The 13769-nt window shown below is 75.1% G+C and carries 11 protein-coding genes; 7 read left to right on the top strand and 4 right to left on the bottom strand.

All coding sequences use genetic code 11. The annotated features are described in order from the left end of the window. Positions 1-742 precede the first annotated feature (742 nt). The 5 genes from KPL59_RS28610 to KPL59_RS28590 all read left to right on the top strand — a co-directional run bounded on the left by KPL59_RS28610 (position 743) and on the right by KPL59_RS28590 (position 7790). Positions 743-2743 (top strand): intein-containing Rv2578c family radical SAM protein, encoded by a 2001-nt coding sequence (locus KPL59_RS28610; RefSeq protein ID WP_226362616.1) that lies wholly within the window; start codon positions 743-745, stop codon positions 2741-2743. 58 nt (positions 2744-2801) lie between these two features. Further along, complete coding sequence (aspS, locus tag KPL59_RS28605; RefSeq protein WP_226362615.1) at positions 2802-4646, top strand: aspartate--tRNA ligase; 1845 nt, start codon at positions 2802-2804, stop codon at positions 4644-4646. Continuing rightward, on the top strand, positions 4647-5588 hold the full coding sequence (locus KPL59_RS28600) for a DUF389 domain-containing protein (protein WP_226362614.1): 942 nt from the start codon (positions 4647-4649) through the stop codon (positions 5586-5588). Positions 5589-5599: 11 nt separating this feature from the next. Then, positions 5600-6805 carry a hypothetical protein gene (locus KPL59_RS28595; protein ID WP_226362613.1) on the top strand — a complete coding sequence of 402 codons (1206 nt, stop codon included), beginning with the start codon at positions 5600-5602 and terminating at the stop codon, positions 6803-6805. Positions 6806-6914: 109 nt separating this feature from the next. After that, positions 6915-7790, top strand: coding sequence for a GDSL-type esterase/lipase family protein (locus KPL59_RS28590; protein ID WP_020623071.1), 876 nt, complete (start codon positions 6915-6917; stop codon positions 7788-7790). 47 nt (positions 7791-7837) lie between these two features. Here the strand turns inward: KPL59_RS28590 and KPL59_RS28585 are convergent, their stop codons facing one another. The 3 genes from KPL59_RS28585 to KPL59_RS28575 form a co-directional block, all read right to left on the bottom strand. Further along, complete coding sequence (locus KPL59_RS28585; RefSeq protein ID WP_226362612.1) at positions 7838-8992, bottom strand: aminotransferase class I/II-fold pyridoxal phosphate-dependent enzyme; 1155 nt, start codon at positions 8990-8992, stop codon at positions 7838-7840. Continuing rightward, positions 8989-9504, bottom strand: coding sequence for an Lrp/AsnC family transcriptional regulator (locus KPL59_RS28580; protein WP_020623073.1), 516 nt, complete (start codon positions 9502-9504; stop codon positions 8989-8991). The genes KPL59_RS28585 and KPL59_RS28580 overlap by 4 nt, the downstream gene beginning before the upstream one ends. A 77-nt stretch (positions 9505-9581) precedes the next feature. Beyond that, on the bottom strand, positions 9582-9800 hold the full coding sequence (locus KPL59_RS28575) for a hypothetical protein (protein ID WP_226353624.1): 219 nt from the start codon (positions 9798-9800) through the stop codon (positions 9582-9584). Positions 9801-9979: 179 nt separating this feature from the next. On the opposite strand from KPL59_RS28575, the gene KPL59_RS28570 reads away from it, so the two are divergent. Both KPL59_RS28570 and KPL59_RS28565 read left to right on the top strand, forming a co-directional pair. Next, entirely contained in the window at positions 9980-11167 is a 1188-nt protein-coding gene (locus KPL59_RS28570) for a hypothetical protein (RefSeq protein WP_226362611.1), read from the top strand. Positions 11168-11210: 43 nt separating this feature from the next. Beyond that, positions 11211-12581, top strand: a complete 1371-nt coding sequence (locus tag KPL59_RS28565) for a replication-associated recombination protein A (RefSeq protein WP_149665264.1) — start codon at positions 11211-11213, stop codon at positions 12579-12581. A 7-nt stretch (positions 12582-12588) separates the two neighbouring features. On the opposite strand, the gene KPL59_RS28560 is transcribed toward KPL59_RS28565, so the two are convergent. After that, positions 12589-13641: a S1 family peptidase gene (locus KPL59_RS28560; RefSeq protein WP_226362610.1), complete on the bottom strand. Its 1053-nt coding sequence runs from the start codon at positions 13639-13641 to the stop codon at positions 12589-12591. Positions 13642-13769 lie beyond the last annotated feature (128 nt).

Below are 13769 nucleotides of genomic sequence, written 5' to 3'. Positions count from 1 at the left end.
GCACGGCACGAGCAGCGCGACGAGCAGCCTCCGCACCCGTCGTCCGGCCGGGGACGCGGCGCCGTGGCCGTGGCCGTGGCCGTGTCCCTGCTCGTGTCCCTGGCCGTGTGCGGCGCTGCGTCCCTCTCCGTGTCCGTCTCCTTGTCCGTCTCGGTGTCCTTCCCCGAGTCCCGCGCCGTGGTCGTGCCCGGCGGCTGGCGGTGCCGGCGCGCCGGTCGTGGTGCCGGGCCCCGCCGCGCCGGGACAGTCGCCCCAGCCGCCCGGGTGCCCGGCGCGGGGGATCGGACCGGTCTCGGCACCGTCGTCGTCTCTGCCGTCCCTGCCGTCGGGGCTGCCGCCGGCGGGGTTTGGCGCGGCACGGCCTGCCGGCGCGGGGGAGGCGCCGGCGCCGTTCTCCTCGCGGGACGGACGGCGCGGGGCGGGTGGCCGGGTGCCCGGTGTCCGCCGGGCCCGGTGCCGCGCCGGTTCGGCCGGGAACAGGTGCCCGCCGGAGGCGCCCGGTGCCCGGTCCTCGGCGCGCCGCCGTCCCCCCGTCCGTGGAGCGCTGGGCCGGCCGCCGTCCGTCCGCGGAGCGCTGGGCCGGCCGCCGTCGGGGGCGGACGGGTCGCGCGGGACGGGCGGGGGCGGGGGCACCTCCGCATCCTTGCAAACGATCTTCGGCCTGCGGGGTGCCGTTCGCCCGGACGCGACCGCCCGGCGACGACCGGTTGTCCGTCGTTCGAACTTGTGTTCGACTGGGGCGGTGCGATGGGACGGACAGCAGGTCGGGGCGGACGGGGTCGGACACGCGACGGCGCTGCCGGGGATGCGGGGGTTGCTGCGCTCGGTGCGCACCCCCGGGTTCGCGGACACGGTGTTCCACGAGGTCGAGGCGCGTTCGGTGCTCAACCGGGTGCCGTCGTCGTCGCCGATGCCGTTCGGGTGGACGGTCAACCCCTACCGCGGCTGCTCGCACGCCTGCACCTACTGCCTCGTCCCGGACACCCCGGTGCTCACCGCCGACGGTCGGTCCCGGCCCATCGGGGAGCTGCGCCCGGGCGACGAGGTGGTCGGCACCCTCGCCGACGGCGGCGGGCGGCGCCGGTTCGTCCGCACCCCGGTGCTCGCGCGCTGGTCGACCCGGCGCCGGGCGCAGGAGGTGACCCTCGACGACGGCACGGTGCTCGTCACCTCCGCCGAACACCGTTTCCTCACCACCACCGGCTGGGCACACGTGCGCCCGGGGCGCTGCCGTTCCTCGGCGGACCGGCCGCACCTGGCACCGGGGACGGCACTGGTCGGGCCCGGTGCGGCCGCGGTCCCGGGCGGGCCCCGGCCCGACGGGTACGCCGAGGGCTGGCTCTGCGGGCTGGTCCGGGCCGACGCGGTGCGCGGGCGGGTGCGGGCCGAGCCGTTCCCGACCGGCTGGGTCGAGCTGGAGGCACTCGCCCGCGCCCACCATCTGCTGACCGCGCGGCCGGTGCCCGTGGCCGCCGGGATGCTCGCGGCGCCCGCACCGTCGCCGACGGCCTGGCCGCACCGGCCCGCCCGTGGCTGGTCGGCCGGGTTCGTCGGCGGGATCGTCGACGCCTGCGGTGAGGTCTCCGCCGGGGTGCTGCGGATCGTGCCCGGCGAGGAGACGCTCGCCCGCGCCTGCGTCGACGCGCTGCGACGGCTCGGGTTCCGGGTGGCCTCGGAGCCATCGGCCCGGCCCGGGGTGCGGGCGCTGCGGGTGCTGGGCGGGGTCGCCGAGCAGCTGCGGCTGGTCGCGGTGACCGACCCGGCCGTGGCCCGGATGCGTGACGTCGGCGGCGCCCGCGTCGAGGAGCCGCCCGGGGGAGCGCCGCGGGTGGTGTCGGTCCGCGACACCGGCACCCTCCGTCCGATGGTCGACATCACCACCGGCACCGGTGACTTCGTCGCCGCCGGGGTGGTCAGCCACAACTGCTTCGCCCGCAACACCCACACCTACCTGGACCTGGACGCCGGCGCGGACTTCGACTCCCAGATCGTGGTCAAGGTGAACGTCGCCCGGGTGCTGGAGCGGGAGCTGGCCCGGCCGTCGTGGCGGCGCGAGCACGTCGCGATGGGCACCAACACCGACCCCTACCAACGGGCGGAGGGCCGCTACCGGCTGATGCCGGGGGTGATCGGCGCGCTGGCCCGCTCCGGCACGCCGTTCTCCGTCCTGACCAAGGGCACCGTGCTGGGCCGGGACCTGCCGCAGCTCGCGGCCGCGAACGCCGACGTGCGCGTCGGCACCGGGGTGTCGATCGCGCTGCTGGACCGGGAGCTGCAGTCGCACCTGGAGCCGGGCACGCCGAGCCCGCGGGCCCGGCTCGACCTGGTCCGCCGGATCACCGACGCCGGCCTGCCTTGCGGGGTCATGGTGGCCCCGGTGCTGCCGTGGCTGACCGACTCCACCGAGGCCCTCGACGCACTGCTGGGCGAGATCGCCGCCGCCGGGGCGAGCCGGGCCACGGTCCTCGCGCTGCACCTGCGCCCCGGGACCCGCGAGTGGTTCCTGGCCTGGCTGGGGCGGACCCACCCCGCGCTGCTGCCGCGCTACGCGCGGCTCTACCGCGGCGGGGCCTACGCCGCACCGGACTACCGCAGAGCCCTGGCCCGACGGGTCTCCCCGCTGCTGGCCCGGCACGGCCTGGACCGGCCCGAACCGAACCCGCGGGACCCGGGGTGGACCCGGCAGCCGGTCGCGCCGGTGCGGCCGCCGGACCCGGACGCGGGGCAGCTGAGCCTGCTGTGAGGCGGTGCCGGAAACCTGGTGGCAGGCGGCCCGGGTGGTGCCGATAGCCTTGACCGCCGTGATGCGAACCCACCCCGTCGGCACCCTGCGTGCCGAGAACGCCGGCCAGACCGTGACCCTCGCCGGATGGGTGGCCCGCCGCCGCGATCACGGTGGCGTGATCTTCATCGACCTGCGGGACCGCTCCGGATCGGCCCAGGTGGTGTTCCGTGAGGGCGAGATGGCCGAGCGGGCGCACCGGCTGCGCTCCGAGTTCTGCATCCAGGTCGTCGGCGAGGTCGTCCGCCGGCCCGCGGGCAACGAGAACGCCGACCTGCCGACCGGCGACATCGAGGTCACGGTCACCGGGCTGACCGTGCTGTCGGAGTCCGCGCCGCTGCCGTTCCCGATCGACGAGCACACCGGCGTCGGCGAGGAGATCCGGCTCTCCCACCGCTACCTCGACCTGCGCCGTCCCGGGCCGGCCGCGGCCATGAAGCTGCGCAGCGACGTGAACAAGGCCGCCCGCGACGTGCTCGCCGCCGAGGACTTCATCGAGGTCGAGACGCCGACCCTGACCCGGTCGACCCCGGAGGGCGCGCGCGACTTCGTCGTCCCGGCCCGGCTGCGCCCCGGCTCCTGGTACGCGCTACCGCAGAGCCCGCAGCTGTTCAAGCAGCTGCTGATGGTCGGCGGGCTGGAGCGGTACTACCAGATCGCGCGCTGCTACCGCGACGAGGACTTCCGCGCCGACCGGCAGCCGGAGTTCACCCAGCTCGACATCGAGATGAGCTTCGTCGAGCAGGACGACGTCATCGCGCTGGCCGAGAAGGTGCTGGTCGCGCTGTGGAAGCTCGTCGGCTACGACGTGCCCACCCCGATCCGCCGGATGCCCTACGCCGAGGCGATGGCCCGCTACGGCTCGGACAAGCCCGACCTGCGGTTCGACATCGAGCTCACCGAGCTCACGTCGTACTTCGCGGGCACCGGGTTCCGGGTCTTCCAGAACCCCTACGTCGGCGCCGTCGTCATGCCGGGCGGGGCGTCGCAGCCCCGCAAGGTGCTCGACGGCTGGCAGGAGTGGGCCAAGCAGCGTGGCGCCCGCGGCCTGGCCTACGTGCTGATCGGCGAGGACGGGCAGGTCGACGAGCGCGGCCCCGTCGTCAAGAACCTGTCCGAGGCCGAGCGGTCCGGGCTGGCCGAGGCCGTCGGCGCGAACCCCGGTGACTGCATCTTCTTCGCCGCGGGCACGCCGAGCGAGGCCCGCGCACTGCTCGGTGCCGCCCGGGGCGAGATCGCGCGGCGCATCGGCGCGATCGACGAGTCGGCCTGGTCGTTCGTCTGGATCGTCGACGCCCCGCTGTTCGAGTCGGCCGCCGACACCGACGACGTCGCCGTCGGCGGCGGTGCGTGGACCGCGCTGCACCACGCGTTCACCTCGCCGACCCCGGAGTGGATCGACAGCTTCGAGAAGGACCCGGGCAACGCGCTGGCCTACGCCTACGACATCGTCTGCAACGGCAACGAGATCGGTGGCGGCTCGATCCGTATCCACTCGGCCGAGGTGCAGAAGCGGGTCTTCGAGGTCATGGGGCTGTCCGCGGAGGAGGCGCAGGAGAAGTTCGGCTTCCTGCTCGACGCCTTCGCCTACGGTCCGCCGCCGCACGGCGGGATCGCGTTCGGGTGGGACCGGATCACCGCGCTGCTCGCCGGCGTCGACTCGATCCGCGAGGTCATCGCCTTCCCGAAGACCGGCGGCGGGTTCGACCCGCTGACCCAGGCACCCGCTCCGATCACCGCCGCCCAGCGCAAGGAGGCCGGCGTCGACGCGAAGCCCGCCGCGCCCGCACCCGGGGGTTCCGTGCCCGGCCCGTCGTCGGAGACCGGCGGCGGCGCCCCGGAGAAGCCCGGCCCGGCCGCGTAGGTGCTGCACCTGCGGGTGGTCTGTCCAGCCGGACGGACCGCCGACGTCCGCACCGTCCTCGACGCCGAACCCGGGGTGGCCCACCTGGTGGTCCACCCCGGGGTGGCGGTGCATCCGGCCGGTGACCTGATCGAGGCCGACGTCGCCCGGGAGTGCGCCGACGACCTGCTGGGCAGGCTGTCCGATCTCGGCGTCGACCACGACGGCGGCATCACCCTCGAACAGCTCGACACGGTGCTGTCCGACCGGGCCGACGCCGCCGAGGAGGCCGCCCCGGGGGACGGCGCCGACGCCGTCGTCTGGGACGAGCTGATCCAGCGCACCGGCGAGGAGTCGCGGCTGTCGGGGACGTTCCTGACCTTCCTCACCATCGCCTGCCTGCTCGCCGCCGTCGGCGCGGTCACCGATTCGCCGGTCACCGTGGTCGGGGCGATGGTGCTGGGCCCGGAGTTCGGCCCGATGGCCGCGATGGCGGTCGGACTGGTGCTGGGTCGTCGCGACCTGGTCTCGCGCGGCGCGCTCGCGCTCGCCGTGGGGTTCCCGCTGGCGATGGCCGTCACCGCCGTCGCGACCCTGGTGTTCGACCTGCTCGGTTGGTTGTCCTCGGCCGGGCTCGACAGCCTCGAGCAGATGGACTTCATCTACGAGGTGGGGCCGTTCTCGCTGGTCGTCGCCGTGCTCGCCGGGGCGGCCGGGATGCTCTCGCTGACCTCGGCGCGGTCGTCGGCGATGGTCGGCGTGGTCATCTCGGTGACGACCGTCCCCGCCGCCGCCTACGCCTCGGTCGCGGTGATCGAGGGACGCTGGAACGAGGCGGCACTGTCGGCGCTGCAGCTGGGGGTCAACCTGGTGGGCGCGATCGGCGCCGCGGCCGCGGTGCTGGCGTTCGCCCGGCGCGGGTCGCGACGTCGGGGCGCGGACCGCGCGCTCTCCGAAGGGTAGGGTCGCCTTCGATGACCGATCCGCAGTCGACTCCGGGCGCGGTCGCGGCGGTGGCCGGGGCCGCGCGCCTGCTGTCGCGGCGGGCCGGCTCGGAGGTCGAGCTGTACGAGCCCGAGGACCTCGGCGGCAGCGGCCGCTCGGTCGTCGCCCGGGCGCGGATGGCGAAGAACCCGTTCTCCGACCGGCGCAGCGTCGTCGTGAAGCACTACGCGCCTCCCGAGGACGGCTCGGCCGGCGCGGACCTGGTGTCGGACCCGTTCCGCTACGAGGTCGCGTCCTGCCAGCTGTTCACCGCGCTGCCCAGCGACGTCCGGCCCAGCCCCGTGATCATCGCGCACGACCCCGAGCAGCGGCTGCTCGTCCTGGAGGACCTCGGCCGCAGCCTGACCCTGGCCGACAAGCTCTTCGGCCCGGACGCCCACGCCGCCCGCACCTGCCTGCTCGGCTGGGCCCGTGGCCTGGGCCGGATGCAGGCCGCGACCGCCGGGCGGGAGGGTGACTTCAGCGCGCTGCTGCGCCGGCTGGGGGAGAAGGCACGCCGCGACCCGGTCGCCGACCAGGCCCGCGCCGCGCTGGCCGGCCTGCCGGAGCTGCTGGCCGGGATCCTGGGTGTCGAGGTGCCGGAGCTGGCGTCGTGGGAGGCCCAGGGCGGGGTGCGCCTGCTCGGCGGTACCGGGTTCCGCGCGTTCAGCCCGTCCGACACCTGCCCGGACAACAACCTGGTCACCAGCCGCGGGGTGCGGTTCGTCGACTTCGAGTGGGGCTGCTTCCGCGACGTCGTCCTCGACGCGGCCTACGTGCGGGTGCCCTTCCCCGGGTGCTCGTCGAGCTTCGCCCTGCCCGACGCCGTCGCCGACGCCATGCTCGACGCCTGGCGGGCCGAGGTCGCGCCGGTGTGGCCCGAGCTGGACGACCCGGAGCTGCTGGAGTCGCGCCTCGCCGACGCCCAGGTGCTGTGGGTGTGGTGGTCGACCTGGCGGCTGCTGCCGCGGGTGCCCGAGCGCGACGGGCCGATCGGCCCCGACGCCGGCCGGTCCCCCCGGATCTCGACGGCACTGCGGCACTACTGGCGACGCCTCGGTGCCACCGCGGAGGCGACGGCCCGGCCCGGCACGGCCGCGCTGGCCGACGCCGTGGTGACCGCACTGGACACCCGCTTCCCGGACGCGTCGTCGACGCTGCCGCTGTTCCCCGCCTTCCGTGGCGGCGACTGGTAGGGGTCCGCACGACAGCGCTGCCCCGAGAGTTCCCGCGGCGGTACGAGACGCGTCACCGGTTGCACACGGAAACGGTGGCTGCGGCGGTGAGGGTGTCGGCGTGTCCCCGATGACCGCGCGCCCGTCCGTCGTCGATCCGGTCCTGCGCTCCGTCCGTCCCGTCGCCGCGCCGCGTGCGACCGGGCGGCCCGTCCGGCACCTCGTGCTGCTGGGCGACTCCACCGCCGTCGGGCTGGGGGATCCCCTGCCGGGCGGTGGCTGGCGCGGTGTCGGCCCATTGCTGCGCGACGCCCTCGACGATCCCGCCCGCCCCGGCTCGGTCCGGCTGGACAACCACGCCCGGACCGGGGCGCGGATGGCCGACGCCCGGCACGGGCAGGTTCCCGTGGCCGCGGCGTCGGGGCCCGACGTGGTCGTGCTGTGCGTCGGGATGAACGACACCCTCCGCTCGGACTTCGACCCGGCCGGGATCCGGCGGGACTGCGCGGAGTCGCTGGAGCTGCTGCTGGGGGCCGGTGCGACCGTGCTGCTGCTCCGCTTCCACGACCACACCCGCGTCTGGCCGCTGCCGGGCCTGCTGCAGCGGGCGCTCGCCGCCCGGATCTCCGCTCTGAACGGGGCCGTCGACGGAGCGGTGGCCGACGCCGTCGCTGCGACGGGACGGTCCGCCGTCGGGATCCTCGACCTCGACACCGCCGGCAGCTACGACCCGGCGGCGTGGAGCGTGGACCGGTTGCACCCGTCCGAGCTGGGCCACCGGCTGCTGGCGCGGGGTTTCGCCGGGCTGCTCGGCGCCGCGGGGTTCGCGGTACCGGGGGAGGTCGGGCTCGACGCCGCCGGTGGCCGGGAGGTGACGGCCTGGCAGCGGGGGGCGTGGCTGGTGGTGCAGGGCGTGCCGTGGCTCGTGCGGCGGGGCCGGGACCTCGGGCCGGTGATGGTGCGCGGCCTGGTGGAGGGGGCGCGGGTGCGCAGGCTCTCGGCCTGACCCGTGCCCCGGCCGGCGTGGGTCACCGTCGGAGCCGGGGAGTCCCGCTACAGGCGTCGCAGGAAGTTCCCGATCCGCTCGACGGCCTGCTCCAGCTGTGGCAGCGCCGTCGCGTACGAGCAGCGGATGTGCCCCTCCCCGGGCGACCCGAACACGCTGCCCGGGACGACGGCGACCGACTCCTCCCGCAGCAGCCGCTCGGCGAAGGTCTCCGAGTCCAGGCCGGAGGTGCGGATGGAGGGGAACGCGTAGAACGCGCCCGCGGGCTCCGGGCAGTCCAGCCCGGCCTCGCGCAGGCCCTTCACGAACACCCGTCGGCGACGGTCGTAGTCGGCCACCATCTCCGCGACGTCGCCCTCCGCGCTGGTCAGCGCCTCCACCGCGGCGATCTGCGAGACGTGCGGCGCACACAGCATCGTGTACTGATGCACCCGCAGGCACAGCTCGGCGATCGGCTCCGGCGCGGCGAGCCAGCCGACCCGCCACCCCGTCATCGCCTGGGCCTTGGAGAACCCGCCCAGGACCACCGTCCGCTCCCGCGCACCGGGGACCGCACCCAGGCAGGTGTGGGTGCCGACGTAGGTGAGACGGTCGTAGATCTCGTCGGAGAGCAGGTACAGGTCGTGCCGCTCGGCCAGCGCGACGAGCTCGCGCAGCACCTCGGGCGGCTGCACCGCGCCGGTCGGGTTGGCCGGCGAGCCGATCAGGATCGCCTTCGTCCGCGGGGTGACCGCGGCCTCGACCGCGGCGATGTCGATGGCGAACCCGTCCTCGGCGTGGGTCGGCACCCCGACCGGGACACCCCCCGCGAACGCGACGCAGGGCTGGTAGGCGACGTAGCAGGGCTCCGGGACGATGACCTCCTCGCCCGGGTTCAGCAGCACCCGGAACGCCAGGTCGAGCCCCTCGGACACCCCGGTCGTCACCAGGCACTCGGTGGCGGGATCGTAGTGGGCGTCGTAGCGCGACGCCAGGTCCGCACACACCAGCTCACGCAGTTTCGGCAGGCCCGCGTTGCCGGTGTAGGTGGTGTAGCCGCGCTCCAGGGCGTAGATGCCGGCCTCGCGGATCCGCCACGGCGTCACGAAGTCGGGTTCACCGACACCGAGGGAGATGACGTCGTCCATCTCGGCGGCGATGTCGAAGAACCGCCGGATCCCCGACGGCGGGATCGCCGAGATCGTCGTGTTGAGCGGCTTCACGGGGTCACCGGCAGCCGGTGGTCGGGCTCCGGCTCGGCGAAGGAGTCGCCGTCGCGCTTGTGCGTGGCCAGCACGAAGTGCGTGGCGGTCGAGCGGACCCGGTCGATCGTGGACAGCTTCTGGGACACGAAGTCGCTGACCGCGCGGATGTCCGGGCCGACGACCGTGCAGCGCAGGTCGTGCCCACCGGAGACGAGGTAGCAGTCGCGGACCTCGTCGAACCGGGAGATGCGAGCGGCGACATCGTCGAACCCGACCCCACGGGCCGGGGCCACCGAGACGTCGATGAACGCCGTCACCTGCGCACCGGCGCGGCCCGCGCCGGGGTGGCCGTCGCCGCCGTCCTCGTAGCGGGCCCAGTCCACGACGGCCTTGTGCCTGCGGATCACCCCGGAGCGTTCCCACTCCGCGATCCGGGCGTCGACCTCGTCCCGGGTCAGACCCAGCATGGTGGCGACGGTGTCGTGGCTCAACGACGCGTCACGTTCGAGCAACTCGAGGATCTCGCGCACGGCGTGACCCTACGACGACCGCCCGTCGTCGCGCCGCGGGCCGGGCGGGTCGGTCGTGGCCCGCCCCGTCCGACCGGTCAGGCCGCGCGCGGCAGCGGGGCCGCGACGCCCGGAGCGACGGCGCCGCGGGCCGGGTCGAGCAGCCCGCACTCCAGGTCGACGAGGTGCAGCCGCGTGCACGGACCGCACACGTACACCGTGCCGGCCGGGCCGTGGTGGCTGCTCCACGCGAGTCCGCGGACGTCGGCGGGGGTGCGCGGACGAGAACAGAGCGGGCAACTCGGGATCGTGTCCATGCCCTGTGAGCGTGCACGGGATCTGTTGCGAGGCGGTGACACCGCGCGTCCGCGGCGTTGCGTTCCGGCGACGATCCGGGGTCGGAGACGATCACGGTGCGTACGCGACGGTCACGAATCGGGGGCGAGCCGGTGAATTCGGCGCCGCCGCACCCGGTCCGCAACTAGGGTCCGCGCGCATGAGCAGCAACGAACCGCCGCGGGGCGAGGACCCGCAGGCCGGCCCCGGGGGCGCCGCGACGCCCGGTGGCGCCCAGGAGCCCGGCCACGCGGCCGGGAGCGGCGACCGGCCGGACACGCCGGAGGGTGGGCAGTACGGCCAGGCTCCCCGCGGGCAGGACCCCGGCACGCAGCACGGGCAGCCGGGCCAGCAGTACGGGCAGGACCCGGGGCAGTACGGCCAGCCGGGGCAGTACGGCCAGCAGCCGTACCCCGGCGCGGGCCAGCCCTACGGCGGCCAGCAGCCCGGGACCCCGTACCCCGCCCAGTACCCGACCGGCCAGCAGTACGGCGGTCCGTACCCCCAGGGCGGCTACGGCCAGCCCGCCTACCCCGCCGGCGGCGCCCCGCCCAGCGGCACCTCCCCGGATCCGCTGGTGCCGTTCTCCTTCGGCGACTGGTTCTCCAAGATCGTCGGCGTGCTGCAGCGGAGCTGGAAGCCGCTGCTGGTCATCAACCTGATCGTGCTGATCCCGACCGCGATCCTCAGCGCCCTCGGCTACGTCCTCGACGGGAGCACGCGGTCGTCGTTCGACCCCGTCGACCTCGACCTCAGCGCCGGCGTCGTGGCGGGCCTCGGCCTGACCACCCTGCTCCTGGCCGTGGTCACCCTCGTGCTGTCGGCTCTCGGCTATGCGGCGTCGGTCTTCGTCGTCGTGCGCGACGCGGCCCAGCGCCCGTGGAACCAGGACCAGGTCATCGCGTTCGCGAAGAACCGCGCACTCCCGGTGATCGGCTGGTCGTTGCTGGCCGGGCTGCTGTTCGTCATCGGGTTCTTCCTGCTCGTCATCCCGGCCATCTACCTGGGCGTGGTGTTCACGGGCGCGCTGATGGGGGTCGTGGTGATCGAGCGGGCCGGGATCGGCCGAGCGTTCACCCTGGTCAACCCGCGGTTCTTCCCCGTACTCGGCCGGCTGGTGGTCTTCTTCCTGATCGCGGTCGTGTACTCGATGATCATCTCGCTGGTCATCGCCACGCCGCTGATGTTCCTCAGCCCCGTCCTGGGCGAGCTCGTGGCCGTCCTGCTGCAGCTGCCGCTGCAGATGGCCGGTGTCGCCGCCATGATCGTCACCTACGCGGAGTGCCGCTTCCACGAGCACAACCCGGTGCACACCCCCGTCCTCGCCGACGAGATCGACCGGGCCTGAGGCGCTCGTCCCCCGGGGCCGGTGTCCTGGCAGGCTGGATGCGATGAGCACCGACGGCCTGTTCGACATCGACCCGGGGGGCGACGAGCGCGACACCGGTGACGGCGACGCCGTCCGCCCCGACGCGCCGCTCGCCGCCCGGATGCGTCCGCGCACCCTCGACGAGGTCGTCGGCCAGGCCGACCTGCTGAAGCCCGGCGCCCCGCTGCGCCGCCTCCTCGACGGCGGTGCTGCGGCGTCGGTGCTGCTCTACGGCCCGCCCGGCACGGGCAAGACCACCCTCGCCCGGCTGATGGCCGGCGCCGGGGGAGCGGAGCGGCACTTCGTCGCCCTGTCGGCGCTGTCGGCCGGGGTGAAGGAGCTGCGGGCGGTCATCGAGGAGGCGCGCCGGCGTCGCGACCGCAGCGGCACGACCACGGTGCTGTTCATCGACGAGGTCCACCGCTTCTCCCGCACCCAGCAGGACGCCCTGCTCGGCGCGGTCGAGGACCGGCTCGTCCTGCTCGTCGCCGCGACCACCGAGAACCCGTCGTTCTCCGTCGTGTCCCCGCTGCTGTCCCGCTCCCTCGTGCTGCAGCTGCAGTCCCTCGGGGAGGAGGACGTGCGCACCCTGCTCCGTCGTGCCGTCACCTCCGAGCGCGGCCTGAACGCGACCGTCGAGCTCGCCGAGGACGGCGAGGAGGCGCTGGTCCGGCTGTCCGCGGGCGACGGGCGCCGCGCGCTCACCGCGCTGGAGGCGGCCGCCGACGGCGTCCTCGGCGCGGGCGGCGACCCGGTGATCGACCTCGCCGCCGTCGAGCGCGCCGTCACCGAGGTCGCCGTGCGCTACGACCGCGCCGGCGACCAGCACTACGACGTCATCAGCGCGTTCATCAAGTCCATCCGCGGCTCCGACCCCGACGCCGCCCTGCACTACCTGGCCCGGATGCTCGTCGCGGGGGAGGACGCCCGCTTCATCGCGCGCCGGCTGATGATCCACGCCTCGGAGGACGTCGGGCTGGCCGACCCGACCGCGCTGCCCGCCGCCACCGCGGCGGCCCAGGTCGTGCAGCTCGTCGGGATGCCCGAGGCGCGGATCGCGCTCGCCCAGGTCACCGTGCACCTGGCGACCGCGCCCAAGTCGAACGCCGTGATCACCGCGATCGACGCCGCGATGGCCGACGTCCGCTCCGGCAAGGTCGGCGGGGTGCCCCCGCACCTGCGCGACGGCCACTACGCCGGCGCGCAGAAGCTCGGCAACGCCGTCGGCTACCGGTACCCGCACGACGACCCCGACGGCGTCCTGCGCCAGCAGTACCCGCCCGACGACGTCGTCGGCGTCGACTACTACGCGCCCTCCGGGCGCGGGCACGAACGCGTCCTGGCCGAGCGCCTGCCGAAGCTGCGGCGCGTCGTGCGCGGTACCCGGGACTGAGCCCGGATCAGCCGGTGCGCAGGGTCAGCCCGAGCGCTCCGGTCGCGGTGCGGATCGGGGTGAAGTAGCTGGTGCAGTTGCCGTCGCCGCCGGCACCGGTGTGCACGCCCTGGGCCTGCCCGGACGAGGTGATGTAGGGGGCGCCGGAGTCGCCCTCCTGGGCGCACGCCGCCACCGAGGTCAGCCCGGACTGGCTCTGGCCCTCGAAGTTCACCGTCATGTCGGTGCGCTGGATCGTGCCGCAGGACCGCCCGCTGGTGGAGCCGTAGAGACAGACCGAGGAGCCGACGGGCGCCGGACGGCTGCCGGCGACCCGGATGCCCGACACCGTCGCCGACACGCTGCCCGGGTCGACCGCGATCGCCCCGACGTCGACCCCGCCGCCCGCGGTCTCGACCTCCGAGCCGATCGTCGAGCCGTCGACGGCGTACCAGGACGACGAGTTCCGGGTGCAGTGCCCGGCGGTGATCAGCCAGTCGCTGCTGCCGTCCGAGGCGGCGAACCCGGCCGTGCAGCGGCGTGTCCCGTCGGTGATGGTGTCGCCCCCGCCGACCGCGGCCTGCCGGTGCGCCGGCGCCGCGACCCGTTCCACCCGTACCGCGGACGGGTCGAGCCCACCGGTCAGGCGCGCGGCCAGCGCGTCGGCACCCGGCCCGTCGACGACGCTCAGCACGACCTGCTCGGTGCGGGGGTCGACGCCGTAGGAGTCCAGGCCGGCGGGCATCCCGGTCGCGGTGCGGGCGGCCAGCGCCGACAGCACCGCGACCGGGTCGCGGCGAGGCTCGTCGCGCACCACCGGCGTCGCGCCGAGCGCGGTGATCAGCGGGGCCGTCCCGGCGTCCCAGGTGCCCACCATCAGCCGGTCGCCGGCCAGCCACGTCCCGGCCAGTGCGGGGCCGAGTGCCTCGGTCACCGTGGGCACCAGCGCCGCGGCCGCGTCGTCGCCGACCGTGACCGGAGCCGGCTCGGGCGCCGCGGTCGCCGGCACGGCCACCGCCACACCGATCGCGACGGTGCCGAGAGCGGCGAGCAGGAGACGGTGCGGGCGACGCAGAGGCACGAGCGTTCCTTCGGGCGGGCGGAGCGTGACACCCGGCCCAACGACGCTGCTCCGCGTGGGTCACGCCCCGCAGACGGATGGCACCCCACTGTGAGATGGAGACGTCCGTCCGTGGCCTGGGTCACCCC

Origin of the sequence: Pseudonocardia sp. ICBG1142 (assembly GCF_020496255.1) — a bacterium.
In the GTDB taxonomy this organism is placed as follows: Bacteria; Actinomycetota; Actinomycetes; order Mycobacteriales; family Pseudonocardiaceae; genus Pseudonocardia.
Note: the sequence above shows the minus strand (reverse complement) of the source record. Positions and strands in the feature narration are given on the sequence as shown.